Consider the following 17,080-nt stretch of genomic DNA (forward strand, 5'->3'; position numbering starts at 1 on the left):
CCTTTAGGTTTATTTTGTTGTTTTTTGTAGTGGATCAGGCGACCGAGCTGAGGAACTGCTTCAATCGTTCTGATTTTGGATTTCCGAAGACCTCGGCAGGTGGACCCTGCTCTTCAATGCGGCCCTCGAAAAGATAGACGACATGGTTCGCGACTTCGCGCGCAAATTTCATTTCATGGGTCACAAGCAGCATGGTGCGCCCTTCCGCTGCAAGATCCCGGATCACGGTCAGAACCTCGCCGACAAGCTCTGGGTCAAGCGCTGAAGTTGGCTCATCGAAAAGCATCACCGAAGGATCCACCGCAAGCGCGCGTGCGATGGCGGCGCGCTGTTGCTGACCGCCTGAAAGATAGGCCGGATAGGTGTCGGCCTTGTCACCAAGCCCCACCCTTTTCAGCAGGTCATGCGCCCGCGCGACAGCTTCGGCCCTTGGTACCTTAAGGACATGTACCGGTACCTCGATCACGTTTTCCAAAAGTGTGCGATGTGTCCACAGGTTGAACTGCTGGAAAACCATCGCAAGCCGCGTACGGATACGTTCAATCTGGCGGCGGTTCGAGGGGCTGCCGTCGGCATGCATTTCAACCAGCTCACCGCCGATGGTGATCTTTCCCGAGCTTGGTGTTTCCAGAAAGTTGATACAGCGCAGCATGGTGGATTTGCCCGAGCCCGAACCCCCAATGATGGCAACGACATCGCCCTTGTTCGCTGTCAACGAGACACCTTTCAAAACCTCCAGCGTGCCGAAAGACTTGTGCAGGTCCTCAACCCTTATCGCCTCTTCAGACGTGGTTGTTTCGCGTGCGGGTGATGCTGCTTTGGCTGTATCCATATCCAAGAATCTTCTGATTTCAGCTTGCAGTAAGCCTCGAATCTCGCAATTATGCAAGTGTATAATAATTCCGTACCATGGATGACCCGGACGTGCAGGACGACAGCCGTAAATTTACACGTGAATCTGCCGAGTTTCGGCGCGAGGCGCTGATCCTGGCGACTTTGGACCTGATCGCCGAGATGGGTGTTCGGGGGGCCACTGTGCGTCAGATCTCGGCCCGCGCGAACGTGACCCAAGGGCTGATCCGGCACTATTTCTCATCCAAGGAGGAACTGGTTCAGGCTGCGTACGAACATCACATGAATACGCTGACCGATCAGACAGCTGCGTCGTCAGGGAAAGGCAGCGCAGTATCTCAGTTGACCAACTTCGTTGATGCGTCGCTGCGACCGCCAATCGTTGATCCAAGCGCTGTGGCCTTGTGGGCCGGCTTCCTGAACAAGGTGCAGCGTGATCCGAAAATGCAACGCATCCACCAGCAAACCTATAACTATTTCCGGGATCAGCTTGAAAAGCTGATCGTCGCCGCATTGCAAGAAACCGGACGCCCAGTCACCACGCCGCAAGCCGTGCAACTGGCCATTGCCTGCAACGCGGTTATCGATGGTCTTTGGCTGGAAGGCGGTGCGCTTCCAGATGAATTTTCCGAAGGTCAATTGGCGCAGATCGGATTGGATTCCGTCAGTGCTATCGTCGGTATCCCATTGATCAAAGAGGTGGAACAACCATGAAGACCACATCTGTGACAGAACGGTTAGCGGGCTTGGGTGGCGCCAAATGGGGCGTACATCTGAAAGCGCGCGACCTTATCAAGGCCGGAGCGGACATCGTCGAAATGACGATAGGTGAACCGGACGTGCCGGTGCCGGACGCGCTGGTCGAAGCCACCGTAACCTCACTACGGGCCCAGCGAACGGGCTACTCCAATGGCCGTGGCGAAGCTGGCTTGCTTGACGCGCTTTCCGCCCGTTACTCGGCTTCCCGCGGACGCGTTTTCGGGCCCGAGAATTTTCTGTGCTTTCCCGGAACGCAGACCGCATTGTTCGCTGCCATGGCCGGCGTTGCCGAGGCCGGTGACGAAGTTCTGGTCGGTGATCCGATGTATGCAACCTACGAAGGGGTCGTGCGTGCTTCCGGGGCGGAAATGGTGCCCGTACCGCTGCGCCCGGAACACGGGTTTCGCATGCAGGCCAAAGATATCGCCGTACGCGTAACACCGCGCAGCCGCGCCATTCTTCTGACCACGCCACACAACCCAACGGGCGCGATCCTGACCGCCGAGGAGCTAGCCGAGATCGGACAGCTCGCGATTGCGCATGATTTGTGGATTATCTCGGACGAGGTCTATGAAGAACTGATCTTTGACGGGGCCAGATTTGTGTCGCCACTGGCAGACCCGGAACTGGCGGATCGTGTCATAGGCGTATCATCCATCTCGAAATCACATGCCGCGCCGGGGTTCCGCAGTGGCTGGTGTGTCGGGCCAGCCGCGTTTTGCGAAGCGCTACTGCCCTATTCCGAGACCATGCTTTTCGGCAATCAGCCCTTTATCGCCGATATGACTGAAAAGGCGATCCGCGACGGGTCCGAGGTTGCCTCCGGCATGGCCGCCCGTTTTTCAGCGCGCGCCACGCTTTTGGCTGATCGCCTCGAAGCAGAAACGGATCTGACCGTTCACCGGCCTCAGGCGGGAATGTTCGCCATGATCAACGTCTCCGCCACCGGGCTGGACGGCGAAGCCTATGCCTGGGACTTGTTGCAGACCGGGGTGGCTGTCATGCCGGGATCCGCCTTTGGGGACAGCTTGAAAGACTGGGTGCGAGTGGCCCTGACGATCAGTGACACCGACTTTGCCACTGCGGTGTCCCGCCTCATCGATCACGCCAACAGAAAATCACGCGAGGTTGCATGAGTGAAATGACCGTGGGCGAAGCATTGGTTGCCAGGCTTCGCCAAAAGGATGTGACCTGCGTGTTCGGAATTCCGGGCGTTCATACGGTCGAGCTTTACCGCGGGCTTGCAGGCTCGGGCATTCGTCACGTTACACCCAGACACGAACAGGGTGCAGGGTTTATGGCCGACGGCTATGCGCGCGTGTCAGGCAAACCGGGTGTGGCCTTTGTGATCACCGGGCCCGGATTAACCAATACATTGACGCCGATGGCGCAGGCCCGCGCGGATTCAATACCAATGCTGGTGGTGTCTGGGGTCAACAAAACCGCGTCGCTTGGCAGGGGTTTAGGGCATCTGCATGAATTGCCAGACCAGTCGGGACTGGCCAGGACCGTTGCGTTGTTGTCCGAACAGGTTTCCGCCACCAACGCTCTGGACCCGGCCTTGGACCGCGTGTTCCACACCCTCACCAACGGTCGACCCGGACCGGTGCATATCGAAGTTCCGTTGGATATCGCAGCGGCTGATTATCAGGAAACACAGGTCGAACCGCTTGTCTCAGCCTCTCCGATTGACCCGGCTTTGATTACACAAGCCGCACAGCAACTGGCCAAAGCGAAGAACGTTGTCATTCTGGCGGGCGGCGGCGCAAAACGTTCCGAGGCTGGATTGCAGGCCCTGGCCGAAGCTCTCGATGCGCCCGTGGTGCAAACGGTCAACGCGCGCGGCCTGATGCACAGGCATCCGCTGACTGTTCCGGCAAGCCCCAGCCTGAACGCCGTACGCGGCTTGATAGAAAGCGCCGATTGCGTCCTTGCACTGGGAACCGAGCTGGGCCCAACCGACTATGATATGTATGCCACCGGCCAAATTGCCAAAATGTCAGGGTTGATACGGGTTGATCAATGTGGCGGGCAACTGGCGCGACATGAGGCAGCGCTCATCATTCAAGGTGACGTCAACTTGGCTGTATCAGCGCTGGTTGACGCCTTGCCGCACAAGCCAAAGCAAAGCGATGGCGCGGAACGTGCAGGCAAAACACGTGACGCCGCCTGGGCGGAAATTGGTCCGGACTATCGCAAACAGGTGGAAATCCTCAACGCAATGCGTTCTGCGGTCCCGAACACCCTGATGGTCGGAGACTCCACGCAACCAATCTATGCCGGCAATCTTTTCTACGATCACGACCGGGCCGGAGGCTGGTTTAACGCGGCAACCGGGTACGGCGCGCTGGGCTATGGAATCCCCGCAGCCATCGGCGCTTCGGTCGCCGATCCCACGGCACGTGTAATATGCATCGCGGGCGATGGGGGCGCGCAGTTTTCTCTGCCTGAAATTATGGCCGCGGTCGACGAAGACCTGCCGGTCACCTTCGTGATCTGGAACAATCACGGATACCAGGAAATTGCCACGTCAATGCAGGATGCGGGCGTGACAGTCATAGGATGTGATCCCTCGCCCCCCGATTTTTCAGCGACGGCCAAGTCATACGGTATTCCATTCGCTTCGGTTCCAGCTGAACCGCAGGCTGTCGCGCAGGCATTGCGCCAAACTGCCGCCCAGAACGGGCCGGTAATGATCGAAGTCACCGCTCCGAAATTCGCAGCTCAGAAAGATTGAAACATGTCAGACCCAACCTTTGAGTTTTCCCGCGCCATTACCCGCCGTCCGGCTCCGACTATTGCAGGCGGGTTGCGTGCAGAAGATATCGGAAACCCGGATTTCGACGGGATGACAGCGGCGCATAAGGCATATGTGGCAGCACTGAAGAGCACCGGAGCAGAGGTGATCGAACTGGATCCCCTGAACGCGTTTCCCGACGCGCAATTTGTCGAGGATACAGCCCTTTGCCTGCCGCAAGGTGCGATATTGATGCGGCCCGGCGCACCTTCGCGGATGGGTGAAGTGGCTGAAATGGCGCCGACCCTTCACGACTGCTACGACACGGTTCTGGAAATTCAGGGACCCGGCCATGTCGAGGGTGGAGATATCCTTGTTACCGGTCGCGAAATTCTGGTGGGCCGGTCAGACCGGACTGACGCGGAAGGTGTCGCCGAGCTGGCGAAAATCACCTCGGAGTGGGGGCACAAACTGCGCGAAGTTTTCACGCCCGAGGGCGTCCTACACTTCAAGACAGATTGTTCGCTGATGGACGCCGAGACAATACTGTCGACCCGACGGCTGGATGCATCGGGCTGTTTTGAGGGCTACCGGGTGCTGCATGTTGCGGACGGAGAGGAAGCTGCCGCCAATGCGATCCGCTTCAACAATCTGGTGCTGATGGCCGCCGGCTTCCCACGCACCGCTGAGATGTTGGATCGCGAAGGGTATGAGGTCGTAGAAATCGACAACACCGACTGCGCAAAGCTGGATGGTGGAATGTCCTGCCTTTCGTTAAGGTTCTAAGGGCGTGACCGGTAGCGTTCGATCCTTGGTGTTTCTTGCGAGAACCGTCGCCTGTACCGGTCTTTCCTTTCCCGCCATTCGCTCATAAACATAGGTGGCCGCCGATGATCTCGTCCGCCTAGTGCGACCTGCAACCGGTTGCAAGACTTTTGCGATGGTGCATAATGAATCTCTGATGCAAAACACCTTGATATCTCTGACCATCAACGACCGGAGCCGCACTGCGTGAGCGTGACCCTGAAAGACGTCGCAGCCTTGGCTGGTGTATCGCGATCCGCGGTGTCGCGCACCTTTACCGAAGGCGCCTCGGTCTCTGCAAAAACACGCAGCAAAGTTGAAAAGGCCGCGCGAGAGCTTGGCTACAGTCCCAACGCCCTCGCCTCGTCCCTGACCACCGGGCGCACCAAGTTGATCGGGTTGATTTCGAACAACTTTCACAACCCGATTTTCCTTGAGGTGTTCGATCAGTTCACCCGCGCCTTGCAGGAACGCGGGCTACGCCCTTTGATCGTGAACCTGACGGACGAGACCGAGCCCGCAAACTCGGTCCGCATGCTGCGCCAGTATTCGGTTGACGCGGCCATCGTTGCCTCTTCGACGCTGCCACCCAGCTTTGCCAAGGCGTTTCACGATGCGGGCGTACCGGTGGTGCATACATTTGGCCGCTCGGCCACCTCGCCCGAAGTGCATGTGGTCGGGATCGACAACGTCGAATGCGGGCGCATGGCCGCGCGCGAGCTTTTGGCGCGCGGATACAAGCGTGTCGGCTATCTGGGCGGGCCTGAAGATGCAACCTCGGCGCTCGACCGGTATCGCGGGTTCATGGAGGAGTTGACAGATCATCCCGATATCGAAGTAAGCCATTGTTTCGCAGGGGCTTATTCCTTCGAAGCCGGTCGCGCCGAAATGTTGCGCCTGTTGGCCAACACCCCGTCCGAAGCGTATTTCTGTGGCGATGACATCCTGTCTGTTGGCGCATTGTCCGCACTGGCCGATCACGGGCTGAAACCGGGTCAGGACATTGGAATCATCGGCCTGAACGACATGGAAATGTCGCGCTGGGAAAGCGTTAACCTGACAACGATCCACCAGCCGATCAAGCAGATCATCACCTCATCCGTCGATCTGGTTGTCGAGATGCTGAAAGAGCCTCAGCGCTATCCCGAGGCCCGTATTTTCCCCTGCCGCGTGATTGAACGGGGCACATTGCGGCCCCGCCCCTGATCAGCGAAACATCGGCGGCCGCGCGTCCTTCCATACGCCATCGGCCTTGCCCGATGCAACAGCCGCGTGAACGGCCGCAATGGACCGCAGCCCATCTGCCGCACCGGGCAGACCGTCGCGTCTTTCACCGCGGATCGCATCCGCCAGATCGCAATAGATGTTGGCGACCGCCAGCGGGAACCCCTCGGGGTGCGCTATGGCGACACGCGACAGGCGTTGCACCTCGTCGTGCAAACCGCCCTCACCCTTTTCGATGATCTGAGTACGCCCCCCGACCGGAGTATAGATCAACTGGTTGGGCTGTTCGGACGCCCAGCGCAGCCCACCGGTTTCGCCAAAAACCTGAATGTCAAAGCCATGCTGCCGTCCGATCGCCACCGATGATGTCCAAAGGCGTCCAACCGTGCCGCCCTCCATCCGGAAATTGATCATTGCATCATCTTCCAACTCACGGCTGGCGATGGTCGAAGCCATGTCGGCAGAAAGGGTTTTCACCTGATCGTCACAGATGAAACTGGCCATGTGCAACGCATGGATGCCGCAATCGGCAAACTGCCCCGAAACACCGGCCATCGCTGGGTCATAGCGCCAGCGCACGCGCGGGTTATCCGCATCTGTGGCGTCGCCATGATGGCCATGGCTGAAATTGGTCACCACCAGACGCACCTTGCCGATATCGCCTGCACGCACCATCGCACGGGCCTGACGCACCATCGGATAGGCAGAGTAACAGTAGTTCACCGCACAGATCCTGCCCGAGGCTTCGGCCACGCGCACAATCTCTTCGCCCTCTTCCACCGTCATGGTCATCGGCTTTTCACACAACACGTTAAAACCTGCCTCAAGATAGGCCTTGGTAATCTCAAAATGGGTCGAGTTGGGCGTCGCGATGGTTACCAGATCAACCCGATCCTCGCGGTCTTTTTCGCCAGCCAGCATCTCTTGCCAGTCACCATAGGCACGATCGGCAGCAACACCCAATCGCTGCGCGTATTCGCGGCCCACGTCGGGCCGGTGATCCAGCGCGCCAGCTGCAAATTCGAACAACCCGTCCGCCTGCGCCCCAAGGCGGTGTGCAGGGCCAATCTGGCTGCCTTCACCACCCCCGATCATGCCCCATCTCAACTTAGCCATGGTCATTGTCTCTCATTGGAATTGTCTCGTAGAGCGATCAGAAATCGCTGATGTCCTGCCACTGCCGCTGATCGGACGAGGCCAGCGCAGCGGCCAGCACGCGGTTGACCTCATGCCCGTCGCGGAACGTGGGCCAGATCGCCTCGCCGGTGTGGATGGCCTGTAGAAAGTCCTTGGCCTCGATGATGATCTGGTCCTGATAGCCGGTTCCATGACCCGGACCCTGACAGAAGGGCTCATAATCCGGGTGCGCGGGGCCGGTCAGGATCTTGGTGAACCCGCGCGCGGCTTCGGGCCCTTCGCGCTTGTACAGCCACAGCGCGTTCTGGTCCTCCTGATCGAACCGGAGCGCGCCTTTTGTGCCCGAAATTTCATAGGCATAGCCCATTTTCCGACCCGTCGCGACGCGGCTGAAATACAGGTTTCCCATAACCCCGTTTTCAAACCGACACATTATCTGGGCATGGTCGTCATTTGTTACCTCACCACCGGGGCGGGTTTTGTGAACGGTCTCAACATCTGCCATCACCTGCGCAATGGGCCCGATCAGTGCCAATGCGCCGTTGACCATATGCGGGGCAAGATCGCCGATTGTGCCATTGGCCCTACCGGTTGTGCGCCAGGTGGCCGGGGCCTGCGGATCTGCATAGAAATCCTCGGTATGCTCGCCCCGGAACCACGTGACGTCACCAATCGCGCCATCGGCAATCAACTGGCGGGCATATTGGCTGGCGGGTGTGCGGATATAGTTGAATCCCACCATGTTCACCGCTCCCGAAGCCTCAGCCGCGGCAACCATCGCCCGACTGTCTTCAAGCGATGCGCCCAATGGTTTCTCGCACAAGACCGGTTTGCCCAAGGCAAAAGCCGCTTCGGCGATCTGACGATGTGTTGACTGAGGCGAGGCGATCACGATTGCCTCGACCCTGGGGTCTTCAACCAACATGCGCCAGTCATCGGTTGCCCGCTGAAATCCATAGGCCGCCCGGTAGCGTTCGGCACTGTCCGGGCTCGACGCGCAGATGACCTCAAGCCGGGGGCGCAACGCCGTGTTGAACACCGCACCGACGGCCGACATGGCAACGGAATGGGCCTTGCCCATATAACCGCCCCCCACGATTCCCACTCCGATTTCAGGCATCTGCCATGGCCTCGCACATTGTGTTTGCAACCGGTTGCAAAATCAGTATCGTGTGAATCGATTCAACGCAAGGTCCAAACTTTGCCCACCCCACTTTGCCGGAGGACATGACGTGAGCGCTTTGATGGAGGGTATCAAAGGAAACAGCTTTGCCGTTCTGGGGCGTGCGGGTATGGACCTTTACGCAGACCCGATCGGTGTCAAAAGCGAAGAGGCCGATACGTTCCATGCCGATCTTGGCGGCTCGTCCGCGAATATCTGCGCCGGTCTGGTCAAGCTGGGCAGTCAGGCATCCTTGATCACCTCCGTCTCGGACGATGCAATTGGTCGGTTCTGCCTCAACCGGTTGCAACATTACGGGGTGGATACCTCTTATATCCGCGTGTTGGGGGGTGAGTATCGCACCTCTCTGGCCCTGTATGAAAGCCGGACCGATAACTTTCAGAATGTCATCTACCGCAACGGTGCGGTCGATTTTCAGGTTACTGACGCGGATGTCGACAAGGTTGATTATTCATCCTTCTCGGCCCTGATCTCGGCTGGTACCGTCTTTGCGTCGGAACCCTCGCGCAGCGCCACGTTCCAAGGGTTTGAAAACGCGCGCAAAGCTGGCCTTCCGATCATTTTCGATGTTGATTACCGCCCCTACAGCTGGCCATCGCCAGAAATTGCCGCTGACGTTCTGTCCCGTGCGGGCGAAGCCTGTGACCTGATTGTCGGCAATGATGAAGAGTTCGGCTTCATGGCCGGCGGCATGGAAAAGGGCTTTGCCAAGGCACAGGACCTCGCCAGGAAACCGGGCCGGGTTGTCATTTACAAGATGGGCGAAAAAGGCGCCGTGACGCTGGCGGATGGGCAGGAAATCAGAACCGGGATCTACCCAGTGGACGCCATCAAGCCAGTCGGGGCTGGTGACAGTTTCATGGCAGGGCTTCTGGCTTCGATCGCGGCGGGGCACTCGCTGAAAGACTCGGTGATGCGCGGTTCCGCCTGCGCATCCATTGTCGTTTCCAAACCCGGCTGCGCCCCCGCCATGCCGACGACCCCCGAACTGAACGCGTTCCTCGCCTCTCACCCCGGCCCGACCACATAGGAGTATCCCATGCATATCGCGCCCTATGACAATCAGAACAAGCCCATCGTTGACGCCGGTGATCCGTCCGTTCCGCTGAACTATTTCAACATCGTCAAACTGAAAAAAGGCGAGGCGTTCGAATACCAGGTGCCGGGCTACGAGACCTGCATCGTCCCTGCAACCGGCAGCGTCGATGTGGATGTCGAAGGCGTTTCCTTCCCCAGTCTGGGCAACCGGGGCGAAGATGTCTGGGATGGCGAGCCCGAGGGCGTCTATGTGCCCGTCGGCGCAAAAGTGCAGATGGTCTGCGTTTCTGACGCGACCGAGGTGTTCATTGCCGGTGCAACATATGACAAGGTGCTGGACCCGTTCGATGTGCGCGAACACGACCTTGTGCAATATGGCAGCGACGACACCAAAACCCACCGCAAGATCAAACACATCCTTGGCCAAAAGCAACACGACAAGGTCGGCCGCCTGCTGGTGAGTGAGCTGTTCACCGTCGGTCAGGGCGGCTGGTCGGGCTTCCCCAGCCACAAGCATGACACCAACCGCCTGCCGGACGAGACCCGCCACGATGAGACCTATAATTTCCGGTTCAAGCCCAACTGGGGCTCGGGCCTTCAGATGTTGCAGCGCGAAGATAACCAGCCGGGCGACGCCTATCACATCGTGGATGGATCGACCGTTTGCATCGACAAGGGCTATCACCCCTGCTGCGTTTTGCCGGGGTACGAGATGTATTATTTCACCATCCTCGGCGGCCTGACCCAGCGTTCTCTGGTGCAGTATTTCCAGCCCACACATGCCTATCAGATCGAGACCATTCCTGGCATCAAAGACATGATTGCGAAATTCAAATGACCCTCGTCACACTGAAAGACGTCCTGCAACCCGCTTATGAACAGGGCTATGCCGTAGGCGGGCTGGTCACACTCGGCTGGGAAGACATGCGCGCCTATGTAGCCGCGGCCGAGGCCGAGAATGCGCCCGTGATCCTGCAAGCCGGACCCAGCTGCCGCGAGCACACGCCACTGCCGATCCTGGGCAAGATGTTCCGGTATCTGGCCGAAAACGCCTCGGTGCCCGTCGTGGCGCATCTGGACCACGGCTATACGTTCGAGGACTGCAAGATCGCGCTGGACAGCGGGTTCACCTCGCTGATGTTCGACGGGTCGCGCAAACCCCTGCGGCAAAACATCGATGAAACTGCCGAAATTGCCGAGATGGCCCATGCGGCAGGGATTTCCTGCGAAGGCGAGATTGGTTTTGTCGGGTACTCGGGCGGTGAAGGATCGAACGGCACCGACCCGGCAGAAGCGGCCCAGTTCGCTCGTGAAAGCGGTGTGGATGCGATGGCGATATCGGTCGGCAACGTCCATCTGCAACAAAACAAGGAAGGCGGTCTGGACGAAGCCCGTATTGCCGAGATCGACGCCATGACCACAGTACCTCTGGTCATTCATGGCGGGTCGGGCGTGCCGATAGATCAGCGCGTGAAGCTGTCCCGCGAAACCTCGATCTGCAAGTTCAACATCGGGACCGAGCTGCGTATGGCGTTCGGAAATGCCATGCGTGAGGCCGTCAATCGTGACCCGGATCGGTTTGATCGCGTCACGATCCTGAAAGAAACCCACGATCCGGTCGAAGCCGCCGCGCGCATGGTCATCCGTGCCTTTGGCGCACCACCGCAACGTTAACGCGCGCTTTCGCCTTCAGATCGAGCCGCCCTCGACCATGAAGTTGCCCGCGCTGCACATGGCGGCGTCGTCCGAGGCCAGAAACAGAACCATGCGCGCGACATAGACAGGCTCTATCGGATCGGGCAGGCATTGACGGTCCACCTGTTTGGCCAGCGCCTCGGGCGTGACCCACAGGTCTTTCTGGCGCTCGGTCATGATCCAGCCCGGCACCACCGTGTTCACACGAATGCGGTGATCGCCCAATTCGCGCGCCATGGTGCGGGTCAGGCCATGCACCGCCGATTTGGCGGTGGCATAGGCCGGAAAACCTGCCCCGGCCTCCCACCAGGAATTCGATCCTATGTTGACGATCGAACCTGCGCCCTTGGCGATCATACCCGGGGCCACAGCCTGAATGGCAAAGAACATATGGCGGATATTGGTCGCCATCCGCTCATCCCAATAGTCCGGCGTCACCTCGCGCCAGTCGTGGCGGTCATCCTGGGCGGCGTTGTTGACCAGCACATCCGCCTCGCCCAGCTCCTCGACCAGTTGCTCCAGCGCAGCCCGCGTCCCTTCGATATCGCGCAGGTCACATTGCGCAAAGGCGTGTTCACCGTCCAAGTCCGCCAGCAGAGCATGGCCCGCATCCGCATTGATATCCAGAAACCCGACCTTCGCCCCTTGCGCGGCAAAGGCGCGAACGGTTTCCGCACCAATTCCCCCGGCCCCGCCGGTGATGATAACCGTTTTGCCCGCAAGGCTAGGGTAATTGGCGAAGTCTTGGCTCATCCGTCACGCTCCATGATCCATTCGACCTCGGGGGCCAGGGCAAACCGCCATTTGCGCAGCGGGCCCGCCATGACGTTCAGATAATACATCTCAAACCCATAGGGCGCGCCGCAAGGGTGATGGCCACGCGGAACGATCACAACATCGCCATCGGAGACAGCCATCGTCTCATCCAACTGGCCATCATCGGTATAAACCCGCTGAATTCCGAACCCGTTGGCCGGGTTGAGGCGGTGGTAATACGTCTCTTCCAGATAGGTGATGCGGGGAAAATCGTCCTCATCATGTCGATGACTGGGGTAAGAGGACCAGTGCCCATTGGGCGTAAAGACCTCAGTCACCAGCAGACTGTCGGCATAATCCTCGTTCTCCATCGCGATATTGTTGATATACCGCGTATTCACACCCTTGCCGCGTTCGGTCAGCGTGATGCCATCCGGCCCGATCCGGCGCGCTTTGTGGCCGCCCTTACCCGGGGCCGAGCACACCGCCACAACGCAGTCGGTTTCCGCCACAGCCTCCCACTCGGTTCCGTTGGGCAGATACAGGCTATGCGGCGGTGTCTTTTCGAACACGTTCATCCGGTCGCCCAATACACCCCAGTCCTGACCGGCCCCGGTGATCCGTGCCTTGCCTTCGACCATCACCAGAATGATCTCGCGGTCTCCTGTCGCCTCGGCCGCCCTGTCGCCCGCTTGCAGATGATACAGCCCAAAACCCACATATCGCCATCCGGCACTGTCCGGGGTGATGTCATGTACCTTGCCACGGGTTCCAATAGGCTTCTTCAGCAGGTCTGCCATTCTTGTTCTCCTTATTGGGCGGGCCTAAACGGCCCGCCTGTATCGCCCTCAGGCCGCTTGCCGTGCTTGCAGGGCCGAAAGCGCCTCGGACAGTCGGGCCTCGGCCCACCCTTCCGATACGGCCCGGTGCAATATGTCGGCCTGGCTTTCAGGCGCGTTACCACCAATCGGCGGGTCGGTGTCCAGATTGGTCGGGAACGGATAGCCCTCAGCCGTTGCGGCAATAGCGGCATTCAGCTCTGCCGCACTTAGCGCCCCCCGTTGTTTCAGGGCGACCAGCGACGGAAACACCGCCTGCGACATGGACTGCCGGTCAACCATCTCCATCGCACGACCGAAGGCAGACGAGACCTGCAACAGGTTCGCCATCCGCTGAATATCCGCACTGCTGTTTTCCCCGGCAGCGTGGAACAGCGCCGGATTGAAGAAAACGGCATCCCCCTTTTCAAGAGGCAACTGAATGTAGTTCTCTTCGAAAAACGCCCGGTGTGCCGCATCGTGAAAGGCCAGATATCCCGGCGCATAAAGCTGCGAAAAGGGCAACAATTTGGTTGGACCGCTTTCCACGGGCATATCGCAATGCGCAACCGCCCCCTGCAAGGTCAGCGAAGCCGTCACCAGATGGGCATGGGCCGGATACCGGGCGGCGCTGTCGGCGGTTTGAAAGCCCAGATGGTAATCCCGATGCGCCTGCTGTGCCTTGCCGCCGGGGCGCACCTGATTGATCTGCGCGGTCATTTGATAGTTCGGCCCCAGCCACGCCTCGCAAGCCGCTGCAATGGCCACATTCCCGAAATAGAGTGCAAAGCCTTCGGGGTCGCGCAAGCACTGTTTCTGCAATGCGTTCCATATCCGGTCATTCGCGCCCGAGGCCGCGAAGTGGTCGCCTTCTCCGGCCCCGCCCTGACGTTCTTCCACGATGATCTGCTGGAACACAGCCGTCGCCCGGTCGATCACGGACGTATCCGCAAATGCGCCTTTTAGAACGATCACACCCGCAGATTTGTCCAACACGCCTGCCCATTCCGCCAGCAGCGCTTTTCTTTGATCTGCCTTCTCCAGCGCCGGGCGCAGAGCGTGCATATCATAGATCGGAACGTTCTTTTGCACCGATGCGGCATGAGGCACCGCACCGGTTGTCAGGTTTTGCGAAGTCAACACCTTGAATTCATCCAGATCACAGGATTCCCGGTCAAAATAGCCGACATATCCAAGGTCTTGATGTACCATGACAAACTCCTCTTTCATGGCTTCGGTGTTGCCCCGAGGGGCGGTGATTAAACGGTGATCTCCAACCCTGCCTTGCCGCAAACCTCGACGATGTGGTCATAGCCCAATTTGGAGTACTCATAGGGCGGCGCCTTGGCGGGGTCCTGCTCGGCCTCGACCACGATCCAGCCGCTGTAATCCATTGCTTTCAACGCGTTGGCTACGGCCTGAAAGTCGATGCACCCATCACCCGGCACGGTGAATGCCCCGGCAATTACGGCATCCAGAAAGCTGCGATTGTTCTCGCGCGTGTCCTGCACGATGTCTGGACGGATGTCCTTGAAATGCACGTGATGCACCCGGTCGCCCCAACGGTTCAGCGTGGCCATCACGTCGCCACCGCCAAATAGCAGATGGCCCGTATCGAAACACAGCTTAAGTTCGGGGCCTGAACCCTGCATCAGCCAGTTCACCTCATCTTCGCTTTCGATGATCGTGCCCATGTGATGGTGATAGGCCATCGGCATACCCTGATCTGCCATCCATTTGGCAAGCTCGGTCAGCTTGGCCGCATAGGCCAGAACCTCGTCTTTGGACAGCTTCGGGCGGTCATTGACCGGCGTTCCGATCTGCCCCTGGACGGTATTGGAACACTCGGCGTAAACGATGCAGGGGCTGTTCAGCGCAACAAACTGTTCGACCTGTTCACGCACGACAGCGATTTCGGCGTCCAGGTCATTGACCAGAGTACTGCCCGAGCACCAGCCGCCACACAACGCGATGTCATTGGCCTCCAGATAGGCGCGCAACCCTTCGGTGTCGCCGGGCATCCGCTGGCCCCGTTCAACACCGGTATAGCCGATCTCGCGCGCTTCTTTCAGCGCCTGCTCCATCGTGTAAGCTGCGGTCAGGTCCGGCAGATCGTCATTCTGCCAGGCAATCGGAGAGATACCGATCTTCACGCTCATTTCGTGTTTCTTTCCTTGATGGCGACCTCATAGGCCGCACGTTTTTCGTTTACTTCCGGACGGATGCTGACCTCGGGCACCGCCACTTCCCACCACGTTCCGCCATATTCGGTCGATGGGTAGGGATCGGTGTCGATCACCACCACATAGGGGCCTTTGATGTCACTTCGCTTAGCCAGTGCCTCCTCAAGCTCGGTGATCGAGCTGACCTTGAGCGCGGTCGCCCCCATGGCTTCGGCATGTTTGGCAAAGTCGATCACCGAATTTTCGCCGCCGACCGCGTGATCCAGCAGGTTGTTAAACTCGGCCCCGCCGGTTCCCATCTGCAAACGGTTGATGCAGCCAAAGCCGCGATTGTCGGTGACCACAACGGTGAACGAAATCCCCATCATCGCCGCCGTCGCCATTTCGGAATTCGCCATCATATATGTGCCGTCACCGGTAAAGCAGATCACGTCGCGGTCGGGCTGGGCCAACTTGATGCCCATGGCACCGGCGATCTCATACCCCATGCAGCTGAAGCCATATTCCATGTGATAGGCACCGGGGCGCGGTGCCTTCCACAGCTTGTGCAGCTCACCCGGCATCGTGCCTGCGGCACACATGGCAACGGTGTTTTCATTGGCCGCCCGCTGCACGGCACCAATCACCTGCATGTCCGTGGGCAGCGCATTGCTGTCCACCGGCGCGTCGGTCAATGCGTCGACCTTGGCAAACCACTCGGGTTTCAGCGTTGCAGGCATATCAGGCGCGCGGTAACCGCCCAACGCACCGCTCAGTTCACCAAGCCCTACGCGGGCGTCAGCCTGCAGCGGCATCGCGCCGTGCTTTGCCGCGTCATAGGCGGCGGTGTTCAGGCTGATCAACTCCCGCTCGGGGTTTGCGAACAATCCCCAAGACCCTGTGGTGAAGTCCTGAAACCGGGTGCCGACGCCCAGCACCAGATCAGCCTCGGCGCAGATATCATTGGCAGGCTCACCGCCGGTGACGCCAATCGGACCAAGGTTCAGGGGGTGATCCCAGGCCAGCGCGGACTTACCGGCCTGCGTCTCGGCCACCGGCACGTTGTGTGCCTCGGCAAAGCGCTGCAACGCGGTGGTCGCATCCGAATAATGCACACCGCCCCCAGCCACGATCACAGGGCGCCTGGCTGCCTTGATTGCGGCCACGGCTCGTGCCAATTCACCTTCATCCGGACGAATGCGGCGCTGATACCAGACGCGCGGGTCAAAAAAGCTTTCGGGATAATCATAAGCCTCGGCCTGCACGTCCTGACAAAAGGCCAGCGTCACCGGACCGCAATCCGCCGGGTCCGTCATGGTGCGGAAGGCACGCGGCAGCGCCGTCAACAGGTGCTCCGGCCGCGTGATGCGGTCGAAATACCGGCTGACCGGTCTGAAACAGTCATTTGCACTAATAGTTCCGTCCGAGAACACTTCGGGTTGCTGCAAGACCGGGTCAGGGCCACGCGTGGCGAACACGTCACCGGGCAGCAACAAAACCGGCAGGCGGTTCACATGGGCCAGCGCCGCAGCGGTAACCATGTTGGTGGCCCCCGGCCCGATGGACGAAGTGACCGCCATCGCACGCCTGCGCCCCAACTGCTTGGCATAGGCAATCGCACAATGTGCCATCGTTTGTTCATTGTGACCGCGATAGGTGGGCAGGCTGTCTTTCACACCGTGCAGCGCCTCGCCCAGACCGGCCACATTGCCGTGGCCGAAAATCGCCCAGACACCTGCGATAAAGGGCTCTCCGGCCTCGTTCATCTGCGCGCCCAGATAGCGCACCAGAGCCTGCGCCGCGGTCAGTCGGACTTTCTTGCTCATCATGATCCCTTTCAACTCAGCTCCGCCTTTGGCGGCCTGCGGGTTTTCTCATTTGCGAAGATGCCAGCTTTTGTATCAAAGCCTGAATA

Annotated in this window: 16 protein-coding genes; 8 read left to right on the forward strand and 8 right to left on the reverse strand. The window is 59.4% G+C overall.

The window, feature by feature from the left end:
* Window positions 1-34 precede the first annotated feature (34 nt).
* Window positions 35-832 (reverse strand): ABC transporter ATP-binding protein, encoded by a 798-nt coding sequence (locus tag ACR0DS_RS08135; protein ID WP_480558930.1) that lies wholly within the window; start codon window positions 830-832, stop codon window positions 35-37.
* A 77-nt stretch (window positions 833-909) separates the two neighbouring features.
* Here ACR0DS_RS08135 and ACR0DS_RS08140 point away from each other — a divergent pair, with 77 nt between their 5' ends.
* From ACR0DS_RS08140 to ACR0DS_RS08160, 5 genes are all read left to right on the forward strand, one after another.
* Window positions 910-1,566: a TetR/AcrR family transcriptional regulator gene (locus ACR0DS_RS08140; RefSeq protein ID WP_480558928.1), complete on the forward strand. Its 657-nt coding sequence runs from the start codon at window positions 910-912 to the stop codon at window positions 1,564-1,566.
* The gene (locus ACR0DS_RS08145) at window positions 1,563-2,747 is read left to right on the forward strand and encodes a pyridoxal phosphate-dependent aminotransferase (protein WP_480538902.1); all 1,185 of its coding nucleotides are present in this window, start codon (window positions 1,563-1,565) and stop codon (window positions 2,745-2,747) included. The genes ACR0DS_RS08140 and ACR0DS_RS08145 overlap by 4 nt, the downstream gene beginning before the upstream one ends.
* Window positions 2,744-4,348: a 5-guanidino-2-oxopentanoate decarboxylase gene (locus tag ACR0DS_RS08150; RefSeq protein WP_480558926.1), complete on the forward strand. Its 1,605-nt coding sequence runs from the start codon at window positions 2,744-2,746 to the stop codon at window positions 4,346-4,348. Before ACR0DS_RS08145 ends, ACR0DS_RS08150 begins: the two co-directional genes overlap by 4 nt.
* Window positions 4,349-4,351: 3 nt before the next feature.
* Window positions 4,352-5,134 (forward strand): dimethylarginine dimethylaminohydrolase family protein, encoded by a 783-nt coding sequence (locus ACR0DS_RS08155; RefSeq protein ID WP_480558924.1) that lies wholly within the window; start codon window positions 4,352-4,354, stop codon window positions 5,132-5,134.
* A gap of 225 nt (window positions 5,135-5,359) precedes the next feature.
* Entirely contained in the window at window positions 5,360-6,358 is a 999-nt protein-coding gene (locus ACR0DS_RS08160) for a LacI family DNA-binding transcriptional regulator (RefSeq protein WP_480538907.1), read from the forward strand.
* On the opposite strand, the gene ACR0DS_RS08165 is transcribed toward ACR0DS_RS08160, so the two are convergent.
* On the reverse strand, window positions 6,359-7,492 hold the full coding sequence (locus ACR0DS_RS08165) for a Gfo/Idh/MocA family protein (RefSeq protein WP_480558922.1): 1,134 nt from the start codon (window positions 7,490-7,492) through the stop codon (window positions 6,359-6,361).
* A gap of 37 nt (window positions 7,493-7,529) precedes the next feature.
* Window positions 7,530-8,633, reverse strand: coding sequence for a Gfo/Idh/MocA family protein (locus ACR0DS_RS08170; protein WP_480558920.1), 1,104 nt, complete (start codon window positions 8,631-8,633; stop codon window positions 7,530-7,532).
* Window positions 8,634-8,757: 124 nt separating this feature from the next.
* Between ACR0DS_RS08170 and iolC the strand changes: the two genes are divergently transcribed.
* From iolC to ACR0DS_RS08185, 3 genes are read left to right on the forward strand one after another with little or no spacing between them, the layout of a single operon-like run.
* Complete coding sequence (gene iolC, locus ACR0DS_RS08175) at window positions 8,758-9,726, forward strand: 5-dehydro-2-deoxygluconokinase (protein WP_480483371.1); 969 nt, start codon at window positions 8,758-8,760, stop codon at window positions 9,724-9,726.
* 9 nt (window positions 9,727-9,735) lie between these two features.
* Window positions 9,736-10,572, forward strand: a complete 837-nt coding sequence (locus tag ACR0DS_RS08180) for a 5-deoxy-glucuronate isomerase (RefSeq protein ID WP_480558918.1) — start codon at window positions 9,736-9,738, stop codon at window positions 10,570-10,572.
* Window positions 10,569-11,408: a class II fructose-bisphosphate aldolase gene (locus ACR0DS_RS08185; protein ID WP_480558916.1), complete on the forward strand. Its 840-nt coding sequence runs from the start codon at window positions 10,569-10,571 to the stop codon at window positions 11,406-11,408. Before ACR0DS_RS08180 ends, ACR0DS_RS08185 begins: the two co-directional genes overlap by 4 nt.
* Before the next feature lie 15 nt (window positions 11,409-11,423).
* Here ACR0DS_RS08185 and ACR0DS_RS08190 read toward each other — a convergent pair whose 3' ends face one another.
* Genes ACR0DS_RS08190 through iolD form a run of 5 tightly spaced genes read right to left on the reverse strand, consistent with a single transcriptional unit; the run spans window position 11,424 to window position 16,991 of the window.
* Window positions 11,424-12,182 carry an SDR family NAD(P)-dependent oxidoreductase gene (locus tag ACR0DS_RS08190; protein ID WP_480483303.1) on the reverse strand — a complete coding sequence of 253 codons (759 nt, stop codon included), beginning with the start codon at window positions 12,180-12,182 and terminating at the stop codon, window positions 11,424-11,426.
* On the reverse strand, window positions 12,179-12,985 hold the full coding sequence (gene iolB, locus ACR0DS_RS08195; RefSeq protein ID WP_480506798.1) for a 5-deoxy-glucuronate isomerase: 807 nt from the start codon (window positions 12,983-12,985) through the stop codon (window positions 12,179-12,181). The genes ACR0DS_RS08190 and iolB overlap by 4 nt, the downstream gene beginning before the upstream one ends.
* Window positions 12,986-13,033: 48 nt before the next feature.
* Window positions 13,034-14,215: a phytanoyl-CoA dioxygenase family protein gene (locus tag ACR0DS_RS08200; RefSeq protein ID WP_480558914.1), complete on the reverse strand. Its 1,182-nt coding sequence runs from the start codon at window positions 14,213-14,215 to the stop codon at window positions 13,034-13,036.
* A gap of 47 nt (window positions 14,216-14,262) precedes the next feature.
* Window positions 14,263-15,162 (reverse strand): myo-inosose-2 dehydratase, encoded by a 900-nt coding sequence (gene iolE / locus ACR0DS_RS08205; RefSeq protein ID WP_480558912.1) that lies wholly within the window; start codon window positions 15,160-15,162, stop codon window positions 14,263-14,265.
* Entirely contained in the window at window positions 15,159-16,991 is a 1,833-nt protein-coding gene (iolD, locus tag ACR0DS_RS08210; RefSeq protein WP_480558910.1) for a 3D-(3,5/4)-trihydroxycyclohexane-1,2-dione acylhydrolase (decyclizing), read from the reverse strand. Before iolD ends, iolE begins: the two co-directional genes overlap by 4 nt.
* Window positions 16,992-17,080: the final 89 nt, after the last annotated feature.

It is taken from the genome of Ruegeria sp. AF5 (assembly GCF_056541905.1).

Coding starts and splice junctions, on each gene's coding strand:
- ACR0DS_RS08140 (WP_480558928.1), top strand. CDS start 910: ATGGATGACCCGGACGTGCAGGACGACAGCCGTAAATTTACACGTGAA.
- ACR0DS_RS08165 (WP_480558922.1), bottom strand. CDS start 7,492: ATGGCTAAGTTGAGATGGGGCATGATCGGGGGTGGTGAAGGCAGCCAG.
- ACR0DS_RS08135 (WP_480558930.1), bottom strand. CDS start 832: ATGGATACAGCCAAAGCAGCATCACCCGCACGCGAAACAACCACGTCT.
- iolD (WP_480558910.1), bottom strand. CDS start 16,991: ATGAGCAAGAAAGTCCGACTGACCGCGGCGCAGGCTCTGGTGCGCTAT.
- ACR0DS_RS08185 (WP_480558916.1), top strand. CDS start 10,569: ATGACCCTCGTCACACTGAAAGACGTCCTGCAACCCGCTTATGAACAG.
- ACR0DS_RS08200 (WP_480558914.1), bottom strand. CDS start 14,215: ATGGTACATCAAGACCTTGGATATGTCGGCTATTTTGACCGGGAATCC.
- iolB (WP_480506798.1), bottom strand. CDS start 12,985: ATGGCAGACCTGCTGAAGAAGCCTATTGGAACCCGTGGCAAGGTACAT.
- iolE (WP_480558912.1), bottom strand. CDS start 15,162: ATGAGCGTGAAGATCGGTATCTCTCCGATTGCCTGGCAGAATGACGAT.
- iolC (WP_480483371.1), top strand. CDS start 8,758: ATGGAGGGTATCAAAGGAAACAGCTTTGCCGTTCTGGGGCGTGCGGGT.
- ACR0DS_RS08145 (WP_480538902.1), top strand. CDS start 1,563: ATGAAGACCACATCTGTGACAGAACGGTTAGCGGGCTTGGGTGGCGCC.
- ACR0DS_RS08150 (WP_480558926.1), top strand. CDS start 2,744: ATGAGTGAAATGACCGTGGGCGAAGCATTGGTTGCCAGGCTTCGCCAA.
- ACR0DS_RS08180 (WP_480558918.1), top strand. CDS start 9,736: ATGCATATCGCGCCCTATGACAATCAGAACAAGCCCATCGTTGACGCC.
- ACR0DS_RS08190 (WP_480483303.1), bottom strand. CDS start 12,182: ATGAGCCAAGACTTCGCCAATTACCCTAGCCTTGCGGGCAAAACGGTT.
- ACR0DS_RS08155 (WP_480558924.1), top strand. CDS start 4,352: ATGTCAGACCCAACCTTTGAGTTTTCCCGCGCCATTACCCGCCGTCCG.
- ACR0DS_RS08170 (WP_480558920.1), bottom strand. CDS start 8,633: ATGCCTGAAATCGGAGTGGGAATCGTGGGGGGCGGTTATATGGGCAAG.